General features: G+C 69.1%; 18 protein-coding genes. 10 read left to right on the top strand and 8 right to left on the bottom strand.

What is annotated here, in order from left to right; all coding sequences use genetic code 11:
• Positions 1-127: 127 nt before the first annotated feature.
• Genes QLQ86_RS06040 through QLQ86_RS06050 form a run of 3 tightly spaced genes read right to left on the bottom strand, consistent with a single transcriptional unit; the run spans position 128 to position 3,752 of the window.
• Positions 128-721, bottom strand: a complete 594-nt coding sequence (locus tag QLQ86_RS06040; protein WP_282816229.1) for a PqiC family protein — start codon at positions 719-721, stop codon at positions 128-130.
• Positions 718-2,406 (bottom strand): intermembrane transport protein PqiB, encoded by a 1,689-nt coding sequence (pqiB, locus tag QLQ86_RS06045; protein WP_282736129.1) that lies wholly within the window; start codon positions 2,404-2,406, stop codon positions 718-720. Before pqiB ends, QLQ86_RS06040 begins: the two co-directional genes overlap by 4 nt.
• The gene (locus QLQ86_RS06050) at positions 2,403-3,752 is read right to left on the bottom strand and encodes a paraquat-inducible protein A (RefSeq protein WP_282736128.1); all 1,350 of its coding nucleotides are present in this window, start codon (positions 3,750-3,752) and stop codon (positions 2,403-2,405) included. The genes pqiB and QLQ86_RS06050 overlap by 4 nt, the downstream gene beginning before the upstream one ends.
• Positions 3,753-3,862: 110 nt before the next feature.
• On the opposite strand from QLQ86_RS06050, the gene QLQ86_RS06055 reads away from it, so the two are divergent.
• The 7 genes from QLQ86_RS06055 (at position 3,863) to QLQ86_RS06085 (ending at position 13,883) form a co-directional block, all read left to right on the top strand.
• The gene (locus QLQ86_RS06055) at positions 3,863-4,849 is read left to right on the top strand and encodes a calcium/sodium antiporter (RefSeq protein WP_282736127.1); all 987 of its coding nucleotides are present in this window, start codon (positions 3,863-3,865) and stop codon (positions 4,847-4,849) included.
• Positions 4,850-5,151: 302 nt separating this feature from the next.
• Positions 5,152-6,570 carry a cytochrome ubiquinol oxidase subunit I gene (locus tag QLQ86_RS06060; protein WP_282816230.1) on the top strand — a complete coding sequence of 473 codons (1,419 nt, stop codon included), beginning with the start codon at positions 5,152-5,154 and terminating at the stop codon, positions 6,568-6,570.
• Between the two features lie 3 nt (positions 6,571-6,573).
• Positions 6,574-7,575, top strand: coding sequence for a cytochrome d ubiquinol oxidase subunit II (cydB, locus tag QLQ86_RS06065; protein ID WP_282736125.1), 1,002 nt, complete (start codon positions 6,574-6,576; stop codon positions 7,573-7,575).
• A gap of 4 nt (positions 7,576-7,579) precedes the next feature.
• Positions 7,580-9,289: a thiol reductant ABC exporter subunit CydD gene (cydD, locus tag QLQ86_RS06070; protein ID WP_282816231.1), complete on the top strand. Its 1,710-nt coding sequence runs from the start codon at positions 7,580-7,582 to the stop codon at positions 9,287-9,289.
• On the top strand, positions 9,276-11,009 hold the full coding sequence (cydC, locus tag QLQ86_RS06075) for a thiol reductant ABC exporter subunit CydC (RefSeq protein WP_282816232.1): 1,734 nt from the start codon (positions 9,276-9,278) through the stop codon (positions 11,007-11,009). Before cydD ends, cydC begins: the two co-directional genes overlap by 14 nt.
• A 30-nt stretch (positions 11,010-11,039) precedes the next feature.
• Positions 11,040-12,035, top strand: coding sequence for an adenosine deaminase (locus QLQ86_RS06080; protein ID WP_282736122.1), 996 nt, complete (start codon positions 11,040-11,042; stop codon positions 12,033-12,035).
• Positions 12,036-12,194: 159 nt separating this feature from the next.
• Positions 12,195-13,883, top strand: a complete 1,689-nt coding sequence (locus tag QLQ86_RS06085) for a GGDEF domain-containing protein (RefSeq protein WP_282816233.1) — start codon at positions 12,195-12,197, stop codon at positions 13,881-13,883.
• A 70-nt stretch (positions 13,884-13,953) separates the two neighbouring features.
• Here QLQ86_RS06085 and QLQ86_RS06090 read toward each other — a convergent pair whose 3' ends face one another.
• Positions 13,954-14,895, bottom strand: a complete 942-nt coding sequence (locus tag QLQ86_RS06090; protein WP_282736167.1) for a cytochrome-c peroxidase — start codon at positions 14,893-14,895, stop codon at positions 13,954-13,956.
• Between the two features lie 289 nt (positions 14,896-15,184).
• Between QLQ86_RS06090 and msrP the strand changes: the two genes are divergently transcribed.
• Positions 15,185-16,153 carry a protein-methionine-sulfoxide reductase catalytic subunit MsrP gene (gene msrP, locus QLQ86_RS06095; RefSeq protein ID WP_282816234.1) on the top strand — a complete coding sequence of 323 codons (969 nt, stop codon included), beginning with the start codon at positions 15,185-15,187 and terminating at the stop codon, positions 16,151-16,153.
• A 16-nt stretch (positions 16,154-16,169) separates the two neighbouring features.
• Entirely contained in the window at positions 16,170-16,769 is a 600-nt protein-coding gene (locus QLQ86_RS06100; protein WP_282816235.1) for a protein-methionine-sulfoxide reductase heme-binding subunit MsrQ, read from the top strand.
• Positions 16,770-16,784: 15 nt separating this feature from the next.
• Here QLQ86_RS06100 and guaD read toward each other — a convergent pair whose 3' ends face one another.
• The 4 genes from guaD to xdhA all read right to left on the bottom strand — a co-directional run bounded on the left by guaD (position 16,785) and on the right by xdhA (position 23,046).
• Entirely contained in the window at positions 16,785-18,104 is a 1,320-nt protein-coding gene (guaD, locus tag QLQ86_RS06105) for a guanine deaminase (protein ID WP_282816425.1), read from the bottom strand.
• Between the two features lie 97 nt (positions 18,105-18,201).
• Positions 18,202-19,092 carry a xanthine dehydrogenase accessory protein XdhC gene (gene xdhC / locus QLQ86_RS06110; RefSeq protein ID WP_282816236.1) on the bottom strand — a complete coding sequence of 297 codons (891 nt, stop codon included), beginning with the start codon at positions 19,090-19,092 and terminating at the stop codon, positions 18,202-18,204.
• Positions 19,089-21,593 carry a xanthine dehydrogenase molybdopterin binding subunit gene (gene xdhB, locus QLQ86_RS06115; RefSeq protein WP_282816237.1) on the bottom strand — a complete coding sequence of 835 codons (2,505 nt, stop codon included), beginning with the start codon at positions 21,591-21,593 and terminating at the stop codon, positions 19,089-19,091. The genes xdhC and xdhB overlap by 4 nt, the downstream gene beginning before the upstream one ends.
• Positions 21,577-23,046 carry a xanthine dehydrogenase small subunit gene (gene xdhA / locus QLQ86_RS06120; RefSeq protein WP_282816238.1) on the bottom strand — a complete coding sequence of 490 codons (1,470 nt, stop codon included), beginning with the start codon at positions 23,044-23,046 and terminating at the stop codon, positions 21,577-21,579. Before xdhA ends, xdhB begins: the two co-directional genes overlap by 17 nt.
• 181 nt (positions 23,047-23,227) lie before the next feature.
• Here xdhA and QLQ86_RS06125 point away from each other — a divergent pair, with 181 nt between their 5' ends.
• Complete coding sequence (locus QLQ86_RS06125) at positions 23,228-23,911, top strand: TetR/AcrR family transcriptional regulator (protein ID WP_407650048.1); 684 nt, start codon at positions 23,228-23,230, stop codon at positions 23,909-23,911.
• Positions 23,912-23,917 lie beyond the last annotated feature (6 nt).

Raw genomic sequence — 23,917 nt, forward strand, 5'->3', positions numbered from 1 at the left:
GACGCCTCGGTCGCGCCGCGTCGATGGTCGACGTGGTCAGTCCCGGGCCAAGGCGTGTAAAAGGAATCTGGCGCGGCAGGAGGGACCAGCGATCGCCGCGTGCCCGCAGTATGCCATAGTGCGCGGCTCAGCGCAGCCGTTTGATTTGTGCGGCGATCTCGTCGGCCACCCGGTCCCAGCCTCGGCCCAGGGCACGCACCAGGGCGGGATAGCCATCCTCTGCCAGTTCCACCTCCACCGCGAAGGGGGCCACCGCCAGCAGTTCGCCCCCGCCGTCGCGCAGCTGCCACTGGCCCCCGGCCACGGCCCGGCCGTCGAAGCGGCCATGGAAGCGGTCCACCTCCAGGCGCAGGGTGGCGGCAGCGCTCCGGCGGCTGTCGCTATCGTCCTGCATGACCCGGGTGTCCGGCAGGCGAGCCGCCAGGCGAGCGCGCAGGCCGCGCTCGAGCTGCAGGACGAGGGGCTCCGCCCACTGGTGGTGATTGGCCTCGTTGAGGGTGATGTCGTCGAGCTGCAGCACCAGGCCGTCGACGTCCAGGAAGCGGGCCAGCCGGGGCTGGCCGACGACCAGCCGATGCGTGGCGTCTGCCCCGGCGATGCGTGTCGGGTCGCCGCCGCCGTCCCCGGGGAGGGTGTACTGGCTCGGCGCCGGCCCGCTGGCCGCACAGCCGGCCAGCCACAGGGACAGGCCGGCGGCAATCAAGGCCTTGATGGACGTCATGGTGTGCTCCCTCGGGGTGGGCGTTGCGGTGCCCTGGGCAGCGGGTCCTCGCCGTCCAGGCTGTCGAACAGCAGGGCGCGGGGATTGTCGCGCAGGGTCCGCGCGGTGGGCTGCAGGTCGCGCAGCAAGCGCTCGAGTTGCTGCAGCGTGCTGGTGAAGTCGCCGTAGGCGGCGGAATCCGGCGCGACCCCCTCGAGGGTGTCGCGCAGTTCCTCCAGGGTCTGGTTGAGGTTGCCGGGGAGTTCCCGGGTGCCGGGATCGTCGACCAGGGTGCGCACGCTGGCGGTGAGCTCGCGGACCTCGACGAGCATGGCCTCGGACGTCGCCAGGTTGCGGTCGAGTCCGTCCAGCAGCGGTTCGACCTCCAGGCCGTTGAGCTTGTCGAGCAGCGCGGTCACCTGGGACTGGATCTGGGCAAAGCCGCTCGAGGTGGTGGGGAAGACGCTGCGTTCGGCGAAGGTCTCCGCGACATAGTCGCCGGCCTGGTCGCGGTGCAGGTTGAGGTCGACGAACAGCGCGCCGGTGATGAGGCTGCCGCTCTTCAGCGAGGCCTTGAGCCCCAGCCCGAAGAGGCGCTCGAAGCGTGTCCGCCACCCCTCGAGGTCGAGCTCCTGGGAGTCGATGCCCAGGCGCTGGGGCTCGATGCGGATCAGCACCGGGATGGCGAAGTTCGAGCGGGAGTCCGGCTGGGGGGCGGTGAAGTTCCAGGGCACCGCCGCCACCGTGCCGATGCGCACGCCGCGGAATTCCACCGGGGCGCCCCGGGAGAGGCCGCGCACGGTGTCCTCCACCAGCAGCACATATTCCAGGTAGCGATTGAAGGTCCCCTGGCGGGCGCTCTCCTCGTCGGGGTAGAGGCTGAAGGTGGTGTCGGCCTCCACGGCCATGCCGCGAGGCAGGTCCTCGGGCACGCCGAAGGTGACGCCGCCGCCGAGCAGTGTCTCCAGTGAGTCGATGTTGACCCGGAAGCCCTCGGAGTCCAGGCGCAGGTCGAACCCGCTGGCCGACCAGAAGCGGGTGCTGTCGGTGACCAGGTCGTGGTAAGGGCTCTCGATGAAGATGCGGTGGTGCATGCGTCGGGTCGCGGCATCGAAGCGGGCCTCCTCGACCCGGCCGACGATGAGGCCCTGATAGGTGACCGGGTCACCCACGGTCAGCGAGTTGCCCAGCTGGCTGACCAGGTTGATGCGCAGCCCCTCGGCCCCGGCTGGCGAGACCGGCGGCTGGTCACTGACCTCGAACTCCCGCGCATCGATCTCGCTCTGGCCCGGCTCGAGCTGGATGTAGGCCCCGGAGAGCACCGTGCCCAGGCCGCTGATGCCCTCGCGGCCGATGCGTGGCTTGACCACCCAGAAGCGGCTGTCCTCGACCAGCATGGCGTCGGTCTCGGGGCTCATGCGGGCGGTGATCACCACCCGGGAGAGGTCATCCGAGAGGTGGACCCGCTCGACCCGTCCGACCTCGACGTTGCGGGTCTTGATCAGGGTACTGCCTGCCTCGATACCTTCGGCGCTGTCCATGATCAGGCTGATCTGCGGGCCGCGACTGCGGTAGTTGTCGTAGACCAGCCAGGCGCCGATCAGGATCGCCACGAGGGGCACGATCCAGATCGGCGAGAGCCGGGCCTGGGGCGTGGCACGGGCGCGGTGGCTGTCCCGTTCGGGCGTGTCGGGGGCGTCGGTCATCGCGGGCTTCCTTGTGCGGGGCGGGACGCTCGCGGCAGGGGCGTGTCCCAGAGCAGTCTCGGGTCGAAGGTCATCGCGGCGAGCATGGTGCTGACCACCACGGCGCCGAAGGCCAGGGCGGCGGGGCCCGGGGTGATCGACATCAGCGCACCGGCGCGGATCAGCGCCACCAGGATCGCCACCACGAAGACATCGACCATCGACCAGCGGCCGATGAACTCGGTGAGACGGTAGAGGCGGGTGCGGGTCGCGGCGTTGAGCTCATCGCTACGCTTGATCACCAGGCACAGCCAGGCCAGCGCCACCAGCTTACCCACCGGCACGATCACGCTGGCCACGAAGATCACCACGGCCACCGGCCAGGAGCCCATCTGGATCAGCTCCACGACCCCGCCGATGATGGTGGAGGGGCTGGCATGGCCCAGGCTGGTGGTGGTCATGATCGGGTAGAGGTTGGCCGGCAGGTACATCACCGTGGCGGCGGCCAGCAGCGCCCAGGTGCGCTGCAGGCTGTGGGGCAGGCGCGCATGCAGGCTCTCGCCGCAGCGTCGGCAGCGACCTTGGCCCTGGCTGTCCAGGCGGTTGACCAGCCCGCAGGTGGCGCAGCCGGCCAGGCCCTGGGGGGCGGCGGGTTCGCCGGTGCGGGCGCCCTCCGGGGCAAGGGGTTCGCCGGCCAGCGAGAACCACATCCAGTCCGCGTCCAGCGACTGGGTGGTGAAAAGCAGCAGCAGGGCGAAGGCACAGAAGGCCCAGAAGGCGATGCCCAGCTCGATCTCGGCCATGCCGGCGATCTTGATCAGGCTCACCAGGGCGCCGACGATGAAGACGTCGGCCATCATCCAGGGGTGCAGGTGGGAAAGCGACCGGGCGATGCTGCGGCTGGCCGGCAGCGGGTCCTGGCGCAGCAGGCCGATCTGCAGCCAGACCACCCCGGCGAGGTAGACGGCGGGCAGCACGGCGATGGTCAGCAGCACCGCGATGGCCACAAGCGGCTGGTCGAAACCGATCAGGGTGGTGGCGGTCTGGGAGAGCTCGATACGGTTACCGATGCCGCCGACGCTGAAGCTGACGAAGGGAAAGGAGGCCGCCAGCGCCAGCGCCACCAGGGCGGCCAGGGCCAGCGCCATGCTGCGTTGGGCCGGGCGGTGGTGGCGGCTGGCCAGGGTATGGCCGCAGCGCGGACAGTCGGCCTTCTCGCCGGGGTGCAGCGGCGGCAACGCCACCAGCCAGTCGCACTCGTGACAGGCCCGCAGCCGTCTTCTCGAGGTGCGCGTCTCCGGTGGTGAGCGATCCACCAGCGGTTCCTCCCGTGGCAGGGTGGGGGCGCGAAAGGCGAGCCTGGGCACCGCGTCGGAGTCTCCTCGTGCCGTCAGATATCGGAAAAGCCAGTGTGGCACGTTGACGTAAGCGACACCATATACAAACATGCGACCCTGAATGTTCCCGAGGAGACGACATGTTACTTCCCGCCCTGGCGGTCTTGGCAGGCCTGGTCCTGCTGGTATGGAGCGCCGAGCGCTTCGTCGGTGGGGCGGCGGCGACCTCTGCCCGGCTGGGGCTGTCACCGCTGCTGATCGGCATGCTGGTGATCGGCTTCGGTACCTCGGCCCCGGAGCTGGTGGTCTCCGCCCTGGCGGCCAGCCAGGGCAACCCCGGCCTGGCGCTGGGCAATGCCTATGGCTCCAACATCGCCAACATGGGCCTGATCCTGGGCCTGGTGGCGTTGATCTCGCCGCTGGCGGTGCACTCCGGGGTGGTGCGTCGCGAGCTGCCGGTACTGGGCGGCGTCACCCTGCTCTCCGCCCTGCTGCTGTGGGGCGGCGTGATCGGTCGCCTGGAGGCGCTCCTGCTGCTGGGACTGCTGGCCGTTTTCATCGGCGTCTCCATCTATCTGGGGCTTCGCGACGGCAGCGATCCCCTCTCCAGCGACACCGAGGAGAGCCTGGCGGTCCACCCCATGTCGCTTCGGGCCGGGCTCGTCTGGACGGGCATCGGCCTGGTGCTGCTGGTGGTCAGCTCGCGCATCCTGGTATGGGGCGCGGTGGCCATCGCCCAGGGGTTCGGCGTCAGCGACCTGGTGATCGGGTTGACCGTGGTGGCGGTGGGCACCTCGCTGCCGGAGCTGGCCTCCTCGATCAGTGCCCTGCGTCGCCGCGAGCATGACCTGGTGCTGGGCAACGTGGTGGGCTCCAACCTCTTCAACACCCTGGGCGTGGTGGGCCTGGCCGGGCTGATCGCGCCCATCGAGGCCGGCCGCGAGGTGCTGCTGCGCGACTGGAGCCTGATGATGGCCATGACGGTGATGATGACGGTCTTCGCCATGGGCTGGCGTGGCCGCGAGGGCCGCATCAACCGGGCCGAGGGCGCGGCCTTGCTGGCCATGTTCCTCGGCTATACCGCCTACATGGTCAGCATGGTCATCCGGGGCGGCATGGCGGGGTGAGCCCGGCGCGAAAGTGTTCCCCTGCTGCGACACTGCGACACAGCTCCCAAGGTGGCCAGGGACGGCTGGTGGGCGCAGGATAGGCGGCGTGCCTGGTGATAGGGGTATGTCTTCCGATGTCATGACACGCCATGACGGCGTTGCCATCAGACTGGTCTAGGCTGGGCATGGGTGAGGAGGAATGCGGCAAGGCGCCATGAGCTTGGCGGCCTCAAGTACAAGAGCACCGGTGAGTGCCGTGCGCATCCCTTGACGACGCTGTCTTTGTGGAGCCCCGTCTCCGCAGCAATCAGGAGTGCGTGATGGAACTGGATCCCCTGCTGCTGTCGCGACTGCAGTTCGCCTTCGTGGTCGCCTTCCACGCCATCTTCCCGGTGTTCACCATCGGTCTGGCGTCCTATATTGCCCTGCTCAACGGCCTCTTCTTCAAGACCGAGAATCCGGCATGGGACCGTCTGGCCCTGTTCTGGACCCGGGTCTTCGCCGTGGTATTCGGCATGGGGGTGGTGTCGGGCATCGTCATGTCCTTCCAGTTCGGTACCAACTGGAGCAACTTCTCCCAAGCGGCCTCGAACTTCCTCGGCCCGGTGCTCAGCTACGAGGTGGTCACGGCCTTCTTCCTCGAGGCCGCCTTCCTCGGGGTGCTGCTCTTCGGGCGTGGCAAGGTGCCCCAGGGCGTCCATCTCTTCGCCGCCATCATGGTGGCCACGGGTACCTTCATCTCCTCGTTCTGGATCCTCTCGGCCAACAGCTGGATGCAGACCCCGGCCGGCGTCGAGCTGATCGATGGCCGCTTTCACGTCACCTCCTGGAGCGAGGCGATCTTCAATCCCTCCTTCTGGTATCGCTTCTGGCACATGGTGGTGGCCTCCTTCCTGACCGGGGGCTTCGTGGTGGCCGGTGTCAGCGCCTGGTACCTGCTCATCCGGCGCGACGTGGAGGCCAATCGCAAGGCCCTCTCCATGTGTCTGTGGCTGCTGCTGGTCCTGACGCCGGCCCAGGCCGTGCTGGGGGACTTCCATGGCCTCAACACCCTGGAGCACCAGCCGACCAAGGTCGCCGCCATGGAGGGCAACTGGGAGCGCAGCACCAACGTGCCGCTGCTGCTCTTCGCCTGGCCTGATCAGGAGGCACAGGAGAATCGCTTCGAGGTCGGCATCCCGAGCCTCGCCAGCCTGATCCTGACGCACCACGCCGACGGCGAGGTGCCCGGCATCAGCGAGGTGCCGCCCGAGGAGCAGCCGCCGGTCTGGCTGGTGTTCTGGTCCTTCCGGGTGATGGTGGGCATCGGCCTGGCCATGATCGCCGTCGCCCTGGCGGGGCTCTGGCTGCGCCGCGGCGGGCGGGTCTTCGAGCATCGCGGCTTCCTGCAGCTGATGCGGGTGATGACCGTGACGCCCTTCATCGCGGTGCTGGCGGGCTGGTTCGTCACCGAGACCGGCCGGGCGCCCTGGCTGGTCTACGGCATGATGACCCATGCCGAGGGACTGACCCCGTCGCTCACCGGTGGCATGGCGCTGTTCACCCTGGTCGGCTACATCGCCGTCTATGCGGTGGTGTTCTGGGCCGGTATCTACTACCTGACCCGGGTGGTGCGCCAGGGCATGCTGCCCGAGATGCACCGCGATACCGTGGAGGGGGAGGTCCACCGGCCCATGCGGCCGCTCTCCGCCGCCCATGCGACCTTCGAGGACGTCTCTCGCCAACCGGGAAGGAGCTGAGCCATGGAAGCGTTCGACCTGACACTGATCTGGGCCCTGATCATCGGTTTCGGGGTGATCATGTACGTGCTGATGGACGGCTTCGACCTGGGCGTGGGGATCCTCTTTCCCTTCGCCCCGGATGAGGAATCGCGTGACCTGATGATGAACTCGGTGGCCCCCGTCTGGGACGGTAACGAGACCTGGCTGGTGCTCGGCGGGGCGGGCCTGCTGGGGGCCTTTCCGCTGGTCTACTCGGTGTTCCTGCCGGCACTCTACATCGGGGTCTTCCTGATGCTGGCCGGCCTGATCTTCCGCGGTATCGCCTTCGAGTTCCGCTTCAAGTCCCACCGCAACCGTCGCTGGTGGAACCGTGCCTTCTGCTGGGGCTCCGCCGTGGCGTCCTTCGCCCAGGGGGTGGTGGTGGGGGCCTACATCCAGGGCTTCGCCGTGGAGGACTTCGTCTACGTGGGTGGCCCGCTGGACTGGCTGACGCCCTTCAGCGTGCTCACCGGCCTGGGGCTGATGGCGGGCTATGCCCTGCTCGGCGCCACCTGGCTGATCATGAAGACCGAGGGGACGGTCCAGGCCTGGGCCTACCGGCTCGCACCGCGCCTGCTGCTGGCGGTGCTGGGGGTGTTCGCGATCATCAGCGTCTGGACCCCGTTCGTCGATGCCGGGGTTCGCGAGCGCTGGTTCGGCCACCTGCACCTGATCTGGGTCTTCCCGGTGCTGGCGCTGGTCTGTGCCGCACTGCTATGGCGTGCCGTCAGCCAGCGCCGGGAGGGGCAGCCCTTCATCGCCACCCTGGGTCTGTTCCTCTTCACCTACCTGGGGCTGGTGGTGAGCAAGTGGCCGGTGATCGTGCCGCCCGACTACACGATCTGGGATGCCGCCTCGGATCCGGGCTCGCAGCTCTTCCTGCTGATCGGGGTCCTCTTCGTGATCCCCATCGTGCTGGCCTATACCGCCTGGACCTACTGGGTGTTCCGCGGCAAGGTGCGACCCGGCGAGGGGTACCACTGAGCCGATGGACGCGCCCGACGCGCCCGACGCGGCGTCAGGCGAGCTGACCGCGCGCCGCTATCTGACGGACCTGGCCGCCGGCGAAAGCCGGCGGCTGCGTCTCGCCGTCCTGGCGGGTACCTCGGCCGGTCTCTGGACCATCGCGCAGCTGGTGCTGCTGGCCCGGTTCATCAGCCGCCTGCTCGTCGACGGCGCAACGCTGGCCGAGCTCCTGCCGTTGCTGGCGGGGATGCTGGCCATGCTGGCGCTGCGCGCCCTGGCGCTCTATCTGCAGGAAACCCTGGCCCAGGCGGCGAGCCTGCGGATTCGCCAGCGTGCCCGGCGCGCGCTGCTCGATCACCTGGCGCGACTGGGACCGGTCAGGCTGGCGTCGCGGCACAGCGCCTCCCTTGCCAGCCAGCTGGTGGAGCAGGTGGAGGCCCTGGACGCTTACTTCGCTCGGTTCCAGCCGCAGCTGCGCCTGGCGGTGCTGGTGCCGCTGGTGGTCCTGCTGGTGGTGCTGTGGCTGGACTGGCTGGCGGCCATCTTCCTGATGATCTCGGCGCCGTTGATCCCGTTGTTCATGGCCCTGGTCGGGATGGGGGCAGAGCGGCTCAACCGGGAGCAGTTCGCCGCCGTGGCGCGACTCTCGGGCCACTTCATCGACCGCGTGCGGGGCATCACCACGCTCCAGCTGTTCGGCCGCACCGCCCAGGCCACCCGCGAGGTACATGCCGCCGCCGATGACTACCGGCAGCGCAGCATGCGGACCCTGCGCCTGGCGTTTCTCTCCTCGGCGGTGCTGGAGTTCTTCGCCTCGGTGGCGATCGCCGTGGTGGCGATCTACGTGGGCTTCGGCCTGCTGGGCTACATCACCTATGGCCCCGCAGAGGAGCTGACCCTCTTCAGCGGCCTGCTGGTGCTGCTGCTGGCACCGGAATTCTTCCAGCCGCTGCGCAGCCTCTCCCAGCACTACCATGATCGGGCGGCGGCGCTGGGGGCCGCCGAGGGACTGGTGGCCCTGCTCAACGAGGTCCCCGATGCCGGGCGCCTGCCGGGCACGGCCGTCCCGGCGCCCTTGCGGGATGTGCTGGTCGAGCTCGAGGCCGCCAGCGTCGAGTATCCCGGGCGCGGCCGAGTGCTGGGACCCGTCGACCTGACGCTGGCCGCAGGCGACGTGGTGGTTGTCACCGGGCCGTCGGGCGTCGGCAAGTCCACCCTCCTGCAACTGCTGGCCGGCTTCGTCGCCCCCGCCAGCGGCAACATTCGCGTGGCCGAGGGTCTCGGCCTGGCCTGGATGGACCAGCGCCCGCTTCTGATTCAGGGCAGCCTGGCGGACAACCTGCGGCTGGCGGCGCCCGACGCCGGCGAGGCCGAGATGCGCGGTGCGCTGGCCCGGGCGGGCCTCGGCGAGCTGCTGGCGGCGCTGCCCCACGGGCTGGAGACTCCCCTCGGCGAGCGTGGTGTCGGCCTCTCCGGGGGCCAGGCGCAGCGGCTGGCCCTGGCCAGGGTCTTCCTCTCCCGCGCCCCATTGGTGTTGCTCGACGAGCCCACGGCCAGCCTGGACGCCGAGACCGAGGGCTATCTTGTCGAGGCGTTTCAGGGGCTGGCCGATGAGGGGAGGGCACTGGTCATCGCCACCCATCATCCCGCCCTGATGGCGCTGGCGAGTCACCGCCTGTCGCTCGAGGCCGGGGCAATGGCGCAGGAGGCTAGCCGCTTTGCCACCCCATGACGCCTCGCTCTGGCGCACCCTGCGCCCCTGGCTTTCCCAGCTCGGGCTGCGTCGCCGCCGGCTGATCCTGGGCGCCCTGCTGATGGGGCTGACCCTGGTGTCGGCCATCGGCCTGCTGGCCCTCTCGGGGTGGTTCATCACGGCGACGGCGTTGACTGGCCTGCTCCTGGCGGCGGGCCTCTCCGCGACCCTTGATGTGTATGTTCCCGGTGGCGGGATCCGCTTCTTCGCGGTGACCCGCACGGTGTCGCGTTACGTGGAGCGACTGTACAACCACGATACCGTGCTGCGACTGCTCGCCGACCTGCGTTCACACCTGTTCGCCGTGCTTTCCGGCCTCGACGCCCACGCCCTGTCGCGACGGCGCGCCAGCGACTGGCTCAACCGCCTGACGGCGGATATCGACACCCTCGACAGTCTCTATCTGCGCCTCCTCGCCCCGGCGCTGGTGGCGCTGCTGGCGATCCTCGGACTGGCCGGATTCCTGGCCCTCTGGTCGCCGCGGGTCGGTGTGGCGACCGGGGCGCTGCTGCTTATGGGATGGCTCTGGCTGACCGCGGGCCAGGCCCGCCTGGGCATGGCCACGAGTCGTCGCCAGGTCGTCGATCTGGAGCGGCTCCGGGGGCGACTCATCGAGCAGGTCCAGGGCCTGGCGGAGCTGGAGGCGTATGGCAGCCTGGCGGATCACCGTGCGCAAATAGTCGCCATCGAGGCGCGCCTCTATCGGGACCAGCGTCGCCTGGGGCAATGCGTGGCGCTGGGCAATGCATCGACGTCGCTGGTCGTGGGCCTGTCGATGCTCCTGGCCCTCTGGCTTGCGGCCCAGGCCTGGAGTACCGGTCTGCTGTCCGGGCCGCTGACCGTGATGATGCCGCTGGCGGTACTGGCCATCAGCGAGGCACTGGCCCCGCTGGCCGCCGCCTTCACCTGGCTGGGGGCCACGCGGGGCGCCGCCGAGCGCCTCAACGCACTGGAAGCGCAGCGAGGGAGCGTGACCACGGCGGGCTCGCCTGCACGGCTGCCCGCGGGAGCGCTGTCGGTGACCCTTGCGGATGTGACCCTGACCCATGCGGATGCCCTGGTGCCGGCCCTGGCCGAGGTCGGCCTTGACCTGAGACCCGGTGAGCGGCTGGCCCTGTGCGGGGCATCCGGGGCGGGCAAGTCGAGCGTGGCCGGGGTGCTGACGCGACAGATCAGGCCTGAAACGGGCGAGGTACGGCTGGCTGGCGTGGCGCTGGAGGCGTGGCCCGAATCGGCATTGACCTCTCGCATGGCCCTGCTGACGCAGCAGACGGACCTGTTCGACGATACCCTGGCCGCCCACCTGCGCCTGGCCGACCCCGAGGCGGGCGAGGCACGGCTGTGGCAGGTGCTGGCGATAGTGGAGCTCGCCGACTGGGCCGGGGCCCTGTCCCGGGGCCTCGACACCCGGGTGGGGGAGGGCGGCCGGCGGCTGTCCGGCGGCCAGGCCCGGCGCCTGGCCCTGGCCCGGCTGCTGCTGCGCGAACCGGACCTGGTGGTGCTCGATGAACCCTTCGCCGGGCTCGACGCTGGCACTGCGGCACGACTGGCGGCCCGCCTCGACGCCTGGCTGGCGGGGCGCACCGTCATCTACCTGGTGCACCAGCTCGGCGACGCCGTCGACCCGCCCGGCATCGACCACTGCCTGACCCTGCGCGATGGTCGCCTTTGCACGAATGGTCAGGATGTTTCAGGATGAGCCCGATGACTCCCCCGGACGAGGTGTGCCATGCGTGATTTCCTCAAGCGCCTGCCCAAGGCGGAACTCCATCTGCATATCGAGGGCTCGCTGGAGCCCGAGCTGATGTTCTCCCTGGCCGATCGCAACGGTGTCAGCCTGCCCTATGCCTCCGTGGAGGAGGTCCGGGCGGCCTATGACTTCTCCGACCTGCAGTCCTTCCTCGACCTCTACTACCGGGGCATGAGCGTGCTGCGCACCGCCGAGGACTTCCATGATCTCGCCATGGACTACTTTCGCCGTGCCAGCGCCGAGGGGGTGGTGCACGTCGAGATGCACTTCGATCCCCAGGCCCATCTGGTGCGCGGCATCGAGCTGGCGGTGGTGATGGAGGGGCTCTCCCTGGCGCGACGCCGGGCACAGCGCGAGCTGGGCATGTCCACGGCACTGATCATGGCGTTCCTGCGCGACCGCCCGGCCGAGGAGGCGATGGCAGTGATGGAGAGTGCGGCACCCTACTGGGAGATGCTCGACGCCGTGGGGCTGGACAGCGCCGAGCGTGGCAACCCCCCGGCGAAGTTCGTCGAGGTGTTCGAGCGAGCCCGACAGCTCGGCATTCCCCGGGTCGCCCATGCCGGGGAGGAGGGGCCACCCGCGTACATCCGGGAGGCCCTCGACCTGCTGGATGTCTGTCGCATCGACCATGGCGTGCGCTGCCTGGAAGACCCGGAACTGGTGGCCCGGCTGCGGGACGAGGGTGTGGTGCTCACCGTCTGTCCGCTCTCCAATGTGCGCCTGCGGGTCGTCGAGCGGATAACCGACCATCCCCTGCCGCAGCTGCTCGACGCCGGCCTGCGCCTGACCCTCAACTCCGACGACCCGGCTTATTTCGGCGGCGGCATGCTGGCCAACTTCGAGGCCTGCGCCGATGCCTTCGACTGGTCGAAGGAGATCTTCATCCAGCTGGCCGGTACCGCCATCGAGGCCGCCTTCATCAGTGAGACGCGCCGCCTCGACCTGCATCGCCAGCTGGCGGACTGCCTCTAGGCGCCTGATGGCCACCCCGCACCGAGTGGGCCGTGGTGGGCCATGCCGTCGTCGACATCCGGTCGGCCCAGCGTTGATGGGCTGTCGTGCAACGGTCTGTAATATCGTGTAAAAGAAGGGGTCTCATCCTGCCATCGGGCCGATCGGGGAGAGCCGTTCTTGAGCCTTAAGACCCGTTTCCTGCTGCTGGCCGCCTGCCTCGTGCTCGTGGCGTCGGCGGCCGCCTGGACCGTCTTCCACCGCATCACCGAGGGCATCATCGAGCACTGGGGCGAGCGTGTCGCGGCCATCCAGGTGCAGTACGACAGCGGTCGCCTGCTGCAGCCCCTGGAGCGGGAGATTGCCCTGGCGCGCCAGATGGCCGACTCCATCGTGCTGCAGCGCTGGGCGCGAGACCCCGACGATCCGGCGCTCGAGGCCCAGGCCTTCGCGGAGATGGAAAGCTTCCGTCGCAACTTCAGCGACAACAGCTACTTCGTCGCTCTGACGAAGAATGGCGGGTACTACCACAACAACGCCGCCAACGAGTTCGCACAGGCGCGCCAGCGCTATCGGCTGCGGCCGGATCGACCGTCAGACGCCTGGTTCTATCGCCTGATCGAGGAGGAGCGAGACTTCCACCTCAACGTCAATCCGGACGTGGAACTCGGGGTCACCAAGCTGTGGATCGATGTCCTGATGAGGGATGGCGACGGCGAGATCCTCGGGGTGGTGGGCACCGGCATGGAGCTCGAGGCCTTCCTCCGGGAGATCGTGGATATCCAGCAGCCCGGCATCACCACCCTGTTCGTCGACTACAACGGCGCCATCCAGCTCTATCGCGACCGTCGTCTCATCGACTATGCCAGTTTCGTCAAGCCGGAGGGGCAGAAGCGCACCCTGGACCTGCTGGTGGACCTGCCCCGCGATGCCGAGGCGCTGTCCGACATGATGCGCGAGTTGCGTGACGCCCCTGACCAGCAGCCGAGCGTGCGCACCGAGTTCGTGACCGTGGAGGGCAAGCGCCACCTCGCCGGCCTGGCCTTCCTGCCAGCCCTCGGCTGGTTCGAGGTGACACTGCTCGACCTTGATGCCCTGATGCCGCTGGACGGCTTCACGCCGGTGGCGGTGGTGTTCGTGCTGACCCTGCTGGTCACCCTGCTGGTCTTCCATCTGGCACTGCGTCGTCAGCTGCTGGCGCCCATCGCGGCCCTGGAAGCCGCCATGCAGCGGGTCAAGGAGGGGGGCATGCCGCCCTCCGAACTGCCCCGGGGGCGGGGTGAGATGGGCCGGCTGATGCACCACTTCCATTCCATGGGCGAGGCCATCCAGCGCCACACCCGCGACCTCGAGGAGCGGGTCCGCGAGCGGACACAGGAGCTCGAGGCGGTGGCCATCCGCGATGTGCTGACCGGCCTCATGAATCGGCGTGGCATGCAGCAGTGGCTGGAGGAGCAGATCCTGCGGGCGTCACGAGAGGGGAGTCACTTCGGGCTGATCTGGCTGGACCTCGACCGCTTCAAGGAGCTCAATGATGGCCTCGGCCATGCGGCAGGGGATCAGGCCCTGATTCGCGTCGCCGAGGCGCTGCGGTACGGGCTGCGTCCCTACGACCGGGCCTCGCGCTGGGGAGGCGACGAGTTCCTGGTGCTGCTCTCGCCCTGCGACGAGTCGACCCTGACCCGGGTGGCCGAGCGCCTGCGCCAGGCGGTCGCCTCGATCGAGGTGGAGGGCAGAGCGGTCACCATCAGCGTGGGGGCCTGCCTGGCCGTGCCCGGTGAGGATCTCGACAGCCTGTTGAAGCGGGCCGACGAGGCGCTCTATCAGGCCAAGGCCGAGGGGCGCAACCGGGCCAGGGTGGCCGTCTAGGCCCTTAGCGGACGAAAACCAGAGAACCCCGGCATGACCGGGGTTCGCGTCGAACAGGCGGTGGCCTGGGTCAGGGCAGGGCGGGAACCTCGAAGTCGGGCATCTCGCCGGTCAGGGTGTGAAGGAAGGCGGTGATGTCGTCGATGGTGGCCTCCTCGAAGTCCTGGCCGAGCATCTCCTGGCCCATGATGGCCACGGCCTCTTCCAGGGTCTCGGTGGCGCCGTTGTTCATGTACGGGTAGGTGACCGCGACATTGCGCAGGGTCGGGGTGCGGAACTTGTGACGGTCGCTCTCCTCGCCGGTGACATCGAAGCGGCCCACGTCGGTGGAGCCCGGGACCTGGATACGATGGAACTGACTGTCGCTCAGGTTGGGGCCGCGGTGGCAGGCGATACAGCCGTTGTCCACGAAGGCCACCATGCCGTCCTTCTCCTGCTCGGTGAGGGCATCCTGGTCGCCCCTGAGATAGCGGTCGAAGGGCGAATCCGGGGTATTCAGAGTGCGCTGGAAGCTGGCCAGGGCGTGGGCCAGGTTGTCGGCGTTGATCGGCTCCTCGTCGTCCGGATAGGCCTCGGCGAAGCGCTGCTGATAGATATCGAACCCGTCAAGGCGCTCGAGAGCCTGCTCCAGATCCATGGCCATCTCGACGTCGGCCTCGATCGGGCCGAGGGCCTGGCCTTCCAGGTCCGGCTCGCGACCGTCCCAGAACTGCGACTCCAGAAAGCCGGAGTTGAGCACCGTGGGCGTATTGCGCTCGCCGATCTGGCCATCGTGGCCGGTGGCGCGCGGGATGCGGTCGCTCCAGCCCAGCGCCGGATTGTGGCAGGTGGCACAGCTGATCACGCCGCTCGACGAGATGCGCGGCTCGAAAAATAGCATGTTGCCGAGTTCCACCTTCTCCGGGGAGAGGGAGTTGTCCGCCGGAATCGGTGGCAGGTGCGGCAGCGGCTCGAAACGGTCGCGGTAGTCGCCGAGGCCGTCGTCGGCCACGGCGGGTGCGACAATGGCCATGGCGGAGCCCAGGGCGATGGCCGAGGCCAGCAGGTGCTTGTGATGCATGTCAGTTCCCCTTCTTCTTGGTAATCCCGGTGGCGGTGATCCAGGCGTGCCGCTAATCGGCGCTTAAGCTTATATCAGCGAGTTAGGCAGTTATCTTGCCGGCAATCAACCAAGCGCGGCAGTCAGGTAAGGGGGTTGATTGACCTGCATCAAGAAATCGACCCGATAGCGTCGCGTCGCTGGACCGCCATGCTTTTCCTGAGGGACGCTGGCAGGACATCCCTCCAGCCGATGAACCACCATGACCCGCTATCGCTATCTTGCCATTCCCGAGTCCGAGGTCACGCCACGCGAGGTGTTCCGCCAGCGCCGCCGCCTGCTCAAGGGAGGTACCGCCCTGGGTGCGGCGGCCATGCTGCCCGGCGGGATGCTGTTTCCCAAGAATGCCCGCGCCTGGCGAGATGATCTCGAGGGGCGCCTGGCGGAGGGGCTGCCCAGCCGCGACTTGGCCGGCGACGAGGCCCTGACGCCGCGTGACGACGCCACCTCCTACAACAACTTCTACGAGCTCGGCACCCGCAAGAGCGACCCCGAGGTCTATGCCCACCAGCTGGTCACCGACCCCTGGTCGCTGACCGTTGACGGCGAGGTGTACACGCCCGGTACCCTGGCGTTGGAGGAAGTGCTCGTGCGGGAAACCTTGGAAGAGCGCATCTATCGTCTGCGCTGCGTCGAGGCGTGGTCGATGGTGATCCCCTGGATCGGCTTCCCGCTGGCGGACCTGCTCAAGCGCCATGCGCCGACGTCGCGGGCAAGGTACGTGCGCTTCGAGTCGATTCATGATCCGGACAACCTGCGGGGCCAGAGGAGCTCGATCCTCGACTGGCCCTATCGCGAGGTACTGCGCATCGACGAGGCGATGCATCCGCTGACACTGATGGCGGTGGGCATGTACGGCGAGGTGATGCCGAACCAGAATGGCGCGCCGATCCGCCTGGTGGTGCCCTGGAAGTACGGCTTCAAGAGCATCAAGTCGGTGGTGCGCATCACCCTGACGGAGGAGCGGCCCACCAGCGCCTGGATGGAGCAGAATCCTTCAGAGTACGGCTTCTTCGCCAACGTCAATCCCGAGGTCGACCACCCGCGCTGGAGCCAGGCCCGCGAGCGGCGCATCGGCGAGCGCGGCAAGCGCGAGACGCTGATGTTCAACGGCTACGCCGACGAGGTCGCCGAGCTCTACGCCGGGATGGACCTGCAGGAGAATTTCTGACACCGGGGGCGATGGCATGCTCACACCCGCAGGACGCATTCTCGCCTTTCGCCTGCTGGTGCTGGTTGCCGGGCTGCTCCCGGCGTTCTGGCTGGCCTGGCAGTGGTGGCATGGCGAGCTCGGGGTGGTGCCCGAGGAGGCCGTGGTGCACATTACCGGCCGCACCGGCCTGATCCTGCTGCTGACCACCATCGCCTTCAGTCCCGCCTTCCGCCTGACCGGCTGGGTGGGCATCATGATCGCCCGCCGTCAGATCGGGCTCTGGGCCTTCGCCTGGCTCCTCGCCCATCTGCTGGCCTGGATGGGTCTGGAGCAGTACTGGGACTGGCCCTGGATCTGGCACGACATGCGGGACCTGCCCTATGTGCGCTATGGCGTCGCGGCGCTGCTGCTGCTGGTGCCCCTGGCGCTGACCTCCTTTCGCCGGGCGCAGCAGGCGATGGGCCATACCGCCTGGCACTGGCTGCACCGGCTGGTCTATGTGGCGGCGGCGCTCGGCGTCACCCATGTCTGGATCCTTACCCGTGCGGACTACCGGCTGCCGTCCCTGGCCGCGGCGGCGCTGGCCGCCCTGGTGCTCTTCCGGCTGCTGGATGCCGCCATCCATCGTCGGTAGGGCGCCCCTCGCTTGTCAGGCAGCGCGCCGGTGCTGCAGGCGCCCGCCGGCCCAGGTTTCGGCCACGCTGCGGTCGTCGCCCAGCATCATCAGCGCGAAGAGCGTCTCGGAAAGCGAACGGCTGCGGGCCGTTCGCCTTGCCAGCAGGGGCGTGGCGGCCGGGTCGAGCACCACCAGGTCGGCCTCCATGCCCGGGGCGAGACGCCCGATGTGCCCGTCCAGCGACAGCGCCCGGGCGTTGCCCAGCGTCAGCCCGTAGAACCCCTGCCAGGCGGTGAGCGGCTGGCCGCGCAGCTGGCCCACCTGGTAGGCGGCCTTGAGGGTGGCCAGGCCGGAGAGGTCGGTGCCGCCGCCCACGTCGCTGGCGTAGGTGATGTTGAGGGCCATCTCGCGGGCCGCCAGCCGGTCGAACAGGCCGCTGCCGAGGAAGAGATTGGAGCTCGGGCAGAAGGCGAGGTTCGCGCCTCGCTCGGCCAGCCTGCCGCGCATCGCCTGGTCCAGGTGGATGCCGTGGGCGAAGGTGCTGCGCGGTCCGACCAGGCCCGACTGCTCGTAGACCGCGAGGTAGTCGCGGCTGCCGGGAAAGAGCGCCGCCACCCAGTCCAGCTCGCCGGTGTTCTCGGCCAGGTGGGTCTGCAGCCAGAGGCTCGCGTCGTTGCGCATCAGTCCGCCGGTGGCGTCGAGCTGCGCCCGGCTGGAGGTGGGGGCGAAGCGCGGGGTCAGGCTGTAGCCCAGCCGCCCCTTGCCGTGCCAGTCGCCGATCAGCCGCTCGGTGTCGCGGATGCCGCCCAAGGTGTCGTCGCAGAGCGCGTCAGGGGCATGGCGGTCCATCAGCACCTTGCCGGCCAGCATGCGCAGGTCGCGCCGGCGGCTGGCGGAGAAGAAGGCGTCGACGGAGATCGGGTGGCTCGAGCAGAACACCTGGGCGGTGGTGGTACCGACCCTCAGCATCTCGTCGAGGAAGGCCTCAGACAGCGCCTCGGCATGCGCCCGCGCCGCGAAGCGGCACTCCTCGGGGAAGGTGTAGTCGTTGAGCCAGTCCAGCAACTGACGGCCGTACGAGGCCATGATCTCCAGCTGCACGTAGTGCACATGGCTGTCGATGAAGCCGGGAGTGATCAATTTCCCCCGGTGATCGATCACCTCGATGCCCTCGGGCAGCTCGGGGGCCAGGCGCGCATAGTCGTCCACCGCGTGAATGCGGCCGTTCTCGATCCAGATGCCGCCATCCACGATATGGCACACGCTGCCCTCGGCGGGAGCATCGTCCTCGCCGGGGTCGGCATCGAAGCTCAGCAGTTCGGCGCGCAGCACGCGCGAGTCGTTGTTGGTCATCTCGTCAGGGCTCATCGTTCTTCGTGGGAGCGCTCGGTCCGGCGTTCCGGCTTGCCGCGCGGTTGGCGCCAGAGTTATCGCGTTGCAAGCAAAGCGCTTACGTGGAATGGTCGGTGATGCTATGTCGCAGCTTGGCCGGGTCGAGGCCGCGCTGATCGCCTCGCTCGGGCGACTCGACCCGCGGCAGCAGCTCGGCGATGGCGGCGATGGCGATGGCGTAGGGGGTCTTGTCGCCCCCGGTCCCGCCCGCGGCGGTGCCGATGGGGCAGCGGACGCGTGCCAGGGCCTCCTCGCCGTGACCGGCGTCGTGCAGCCGGCGGCGGAAACTGGCCCACTTGCTGCGCGAGCCGATCAGGCCCAGCGACGCCATATCGCCGCGGGCGAGCAGGGCATCCACCAGGGCGCGGTCCTCGGTGTGATCGTGGGTCAGCACCAGCGCGTGGGCCCCGGCCGGCAGGGCGGCCACGGCGGCGGCCGGGTCGGGGGCATGGCGACAGGCGAGGCGCGGCTGGTCGTCCGACCAGGCGGGGAAGGCGTTGTCCCGGCTGTCGTGCCACAGTACCCGCCAGGGCAGCGGCGCGGCCAGGCGAACCAGTTCCCGGCCCACATGACCGGCGCCAAAGAGCGCCAGCGTCGCGGTGCTGCCCGGGAACACCTCGAGCAGCACGTTGACGAAACCGCCGCAGCACTGGCCGCTGCGGCCGCCCAGGCTGAAGGCCTCCAGGCTCATTCCGGCCTCGGCCTTTCCATCGGGGCCCGCCAGGCGCCGGCGGGCCGCCGCGATGGTCTGCCACTCGAAGGTGCCCCCGCCCAGGGTGTCGAATACCGCATCGGCGGTGATCACCATGCGTGCCCCGGGTTCCCGGGGCGTGGAACCGGCACTGGTCACCTGGGTGGCCAGAACGTGTGGCAGGCCTTCGCGCTGCAGGCGGTGCAGGGCGGCATGCCAGCTCTCGGGGCGCGTGTCCCGGCTATCCTCGGCGGTCATTCGGGTTCACCCGCAGCAGGTGGCCAGGGGGCGTGACGCGAGCGCAGCGCCTCGGCGGCCATCAGCACCCGCTCCGGCGTGGCCGGGGTATCGAGCCGTGGTGCCTCGCGATAGTCGGCAAGGCTCGAGAGGGCATCGCGCAGCGCCGCCCACACCGAGATACCGAGCATGAAGGGCGGCTCGCCCACCGCCTTGGAGCGGTAGATGCTGGCCATGGAGTTGGGATGGCCCTGGAGCAGCTCGACGTTGAACACCGGTGGCAGGTCGCCGTAGGTGGGGATCTTGTAGGTGGCCGGGCCGTCGGAGATCAGCTGGCCACCGTCGTTCCACCTGAGCTCCTCGCTGGTCAGCCAGCCCATGCCCTGGATGAAGCCGCCCTCCACCTGGCCGATGTCGATGGCCGGGTTCAGGGAGTCGCCCACGTCATGCAGGATGTCGACCCGGTCCACCTGGTACTCGCCGGTCAGGGTGTCGACGCTGACCTCGGCGACGGCCGCGCAATGGGCGAAGTAGTAGAAGGGCCGCCCCTGGCCGGTCATGCGGTCGTAGTGGATCAACGGGGTGGCATAGAAGCCCTTCTCGGAGAGCGATACCCGCCCGAGGTAGGCGGCCTGGACCAGCTCCCCCCAGGGAATGCGTCGCTCGCTCTCTCCGGTGCCGGCCACCAGGGCGCCGGCTTCGAGGCGCATGCCCTCGCGGTCCAGGGCATAGTGCTCGCTGGCGAAGTCGAACAGTCGCGCCTTGAGGCTGAGGCAGGCGTCGCGGGCGGCCATGCCGTTGAGGTCGGCGCCGCTGGAGGCGGCGGTGGGCGAGGTGTTGGGCACCTTGTCGGTGCGCGTGGCGGTGATGCGTACCGTCTCCAGGTCGAGTGCGAGCTCGCGGGCCACCACCTGGCAGATCTTGGTGTGCAGGCCCTGGCCCATCTCGGTGCCGCCGTGATTGATCATCACGCTGCCGTCGGTATAGACGTGCAGCAGGGCGCCGGCCTGGTTGAGGTGCTTGGCGGTGAAGGAGATGCCGAACTTCACCGGCGTCAGCGCCAGGCCACGGCGAATGACCGGGCTCTGAGCGTTGAAATCGGTGATTTCCCGGCGGCGTGCCCAGTAGTCGCTGTCGGCCTCCAGCCGCTCGACGACATGGTGAAGCAGGGCGACCTGCTCCACGGTCTGGCCGTAGTGAGTAGTCTCGCGTCCGGGGCGATAGAGATTGCGCTTGCGGATCGTCAGCGGGTCCTCGCCGAGGCGTCTGGCGATATCATCCATCGCCGCCTCGATCACCATCATGCCCTGGGGGCCGCCGAAGCCGCGAAAGGCGGTGTTGGAGGCGGTGTGGGTGCGCGCCCGATGCCCGGTGACCCTCGCCTCGCCCAGGGAGTAGGCGTTGTCGGCGTGGAACATCGCACGGTCGACGATGGCATCGGAGAGGTCCGGGGAGTAGCCGCAGTCGCCGATCAGGGTAAGCTCGCCGCCCTGGATCACGCCGGCCTCATCCACGCCCAGCCGGTAGCGATTATGGAAGGGATGGCGCTTGCCGGTGACGCGCATGTCCTCGGCGCGGGGCAGGCGCAGGCGGGTGGTGCGGCCGGTGCGCCGGGCCACCAGCGCGGCGATGCAGGCCCAGGGCGAGGCCTGGGTCTCCTTGCCCCCGAAGCCGCCGCCCATGCGACGCACCTCCACGGTCACCGCGTGGAAGGGGATGCCCAGCACCTCGGCGACCAGCTTCTGGGTCTCGCTGGGATGCTGGTTGGAGGTATGGACGATCACCCCCTCGTCCTCGGTGGGCTGGACCACGCAGGCCTGGCCCTCCAGGTAGAAGTGCTCCTGGCCGCCGACGAACTGCTCGCCCGTGATGACATGGGCCGCCGACGCGAGGGAGCGCTCCCACTCGCCGCTCTGCTGGACATGGGTCGGGCGCACGAACTCGCCGCGCTCGGCGGCGGCCACCGGGTCGAGGCTGGCGGTCTGCTCGTCGATCTCGACTCTCCCCTCGGCCCAGGCGGCGCTTACGGCTTCCCGGGCGGCGCGGTGGGTCTCGGCCGCCACGGCGAAGAGCACCTGGCCGGCATAGCTGATCTCGTCCTCGACGAAGATCGGGTCGCCCGGGAAGACCGGGCCGATATCGGTGTGGCCGGGCACGTCGGGGAAGGCGATCACGTCCACCACGCCGGGCAGGCTGCGCACCGCCTCGAGGTCGAGGCGGGTCAGGCGGCCGTGGGCCACCGGCGAGAGCCCCAGGGCCAGGTGGAGGGCATCGGCGGGGGCGGCGATATCGTCGATATAGGCGGCGCGTCCGGTGACATGCTTGACCGCACTTTCGTGGGGGCTGGCGCTGCCGGCGCTCCCGCGCGTCGCGGTGGGTTCGGTCTCGCGGGGTTCCGTTTCCCGAGCGAGGGGGCCGTCGCCCTTGATGCGACCCTGCTGCTCTTCCCGCACTCGTGTCGTGGCGTCATCGAGATCGGTTGTATCCCTGGACGGAACGTCAAGCTTAGTGAGCGTACGCATGGAGCATCACCTCCCGGGGAGAGTCGGTCGTCTCCTGTGCCATGACCAGGCGCAGGCGTTCGAGCAGGTTGGCGGCGGAGAGTCGACGGTAATGGGAACTGCCACGCACGTCGCTCATGGGCTGGAAATCCTGTGCCAGCGCCAGCCGGGCGGCCTGGAAGGCGGCGGGTGACGGCGCCTGGCCCTCGAGGGCGGCCTCGGCCGCTAAGGCCCGTTTCGGCGTCGCCGCCATGCCCCCGAAGGCGAGGCGGACGTCGCGCAGCAGGCCATCCTCTCGGCGCCAGCCGAAGGCGCCGAGTACGGCGGAAATGTCGTCCTCACGACGCTTGGACAGCTTCCAGACCTTGAGGTGTCGACCCACCTCGGGACGTGGCAGGAAGATTGCCCGGATCACCTCGCCCTCGCCCAGGGCAGTCTGCTTGTAGTCGAGGAAGAAGTCGTCGAGCGGCAACTCGCGCTCGCCCTCCGGGCCGGCCAGCCACAGCCGGGAGCCCAGGGCCAGCAGCACCGGGGGGGTGTCGCCGATCGGGGAGGCGTTGGCGATGTTACCGCCCAGGGTGCCGCGGTTGCGCACCTGGGCCGAGCCCAGGCGATGCAGCAGGTGGGCGAAGGCCTCATGGTGTTCCTCGAACAGCGGTTCCAGGCGCGAGTAGGTCACGCCGCCGCCGATCCACCAGCCCTCGCGGCCGTCGTCCAGCGTGGCCGCCTCGATGGCCTGGAGCTCGGCGACGCGCGTAATGTCGACCACCCGCGGGAAGCGGGCCAGGCGCTGGGTGACCTCGAGCCAGAGGTCGGTACCGCCGGCGACGATGGGCGCCTCGGGGTGGCGGGTGCGTTCGTCAAGCAGTTCGACCAGGCTTTCCGGCTGGACGAAGGCGCTGTCGGCATCGCGCTCGACGGGCGATGACGTGAGCGAAGCCGCGGCGTCGGTGCACGTCTCCAGCCATGCCGGACGCGCGTGGGGGTAGTCGCCCATGGAGAGCGCCGCGTCGCGGATCGGCCGGTAGCCGGTGCAGCGGCAGAGGTTGCCGCCCAGCGCCGCCTCCAGGCGCTGCGGGGTCAGCGGCGCCGGCGAGTGCTGCTGTTCCTCGTGCAGGGTGAACAGCGACATCACGATGCCCGGGGTGCAGAAGCCGCATTGGCTGCCGTGGCACTCGACCATGGCCGCCTGGGCAGGGTGCAGGGCGTCACCCCGGGCCAGGCCCTCCACGGTGACCAGCGCTCGTCCCTGGAGTTGATGGGCCGGGGTGATGCAGGCGTTGGCGCTGTGGTAGTGAATGCTGCCCGCGGGACCGGCCTCGCCGATGGCCACCGTGCAGGCGCCGCAATCGCCGGAAGCGCAGCCCTCCTTGGTGCCGGTCTGGCCGAGCGTGTCGCGCAGCAGTTCGAGCACGCTGGTGTCGGGCGTGGCCGCGCAGTGGCGGGGCTGCCCGTTGAGCAGGAAGTCGATCATCGCCTTGTCTCTGTTGTTGGCGTGGAAGCGCTTGGGTTCAGGGGGTGCAATAACTTGACCATTCGGTCAGGATAATTCCAGCTTGGTCCAGATTCGTCCGCTTTGCAAGCCCGTTTGCACCCGGCACGGGGGTGGGGCACTATCCATGGCTTTGATCCGCCATGGGGCAGTGAGGTGGCCGATGACACAGGAGAGCGCGCCCGCCGAGCGTGGGGCGAGAGAGCAGGGCGAGGCCAACGGGATGACCCGCCAGCGCAACGAGCGCGAGATCCTGGCCGCGGCCGAACGGGTCTTCGCCCGGCATGGCTATCGGGGGGCGAGCCTCCAGGCGATTGCCGAGCAGGCCGGCCTGCCCAAGTCCAACGTGCTCTACTACATGGGCAGCAAGCGCGGCCTCTACGTGCGGCTGCTGGAACGTATGATGGAGCGCTGGAACGCGCTGCTCGATGATATCTCGGTGGAGGATGACCCCGCGGAGGTGCTGGAGGCCTTCATCCGCAGCAAGATGCAGCTGTCACGGCGTCATCCGGAGGGCTCGCGCCTGTTCGCCGCCGAGATTCTCGGCGGTGCGCCCTTCCTGCAGGAATACCTGCACGGCGAGCTGCGCGACTGGGTCCAGGCCCGGGCGCGGATTCTCGAGCAGTGGGCCGAGCGTGGCCTGATGGATCCGGTCGACCCGGTGTGGCTGATCTTCCTGATCTGGTCGGCCACCCAGCACTACGCCGACTTCGAGGCCCAGGTTCTGGGCATCACCGGTCGGGACGCGCTCAGTGATGCCGACGTCGAGGAGATCACCACTTTCCTCACCCGGGTGATCCTCAAGGGGTGCGGCGTGCGCTTCCGGGATGCCGCTCCAGACGGCTGAGCTCTC

It is taken from the genome of Halomonas rhizosphaerae, assembly GCF_030012485.1.
In the GTDB taxonomy this organism is placed as follows: domain Bacteria; phylum Pseudomonadota; class Gammaproteobacteria; order Pseudomonadales; family Halomonadaceae; genus Halomonas; species Halomonas rhizosphaerae.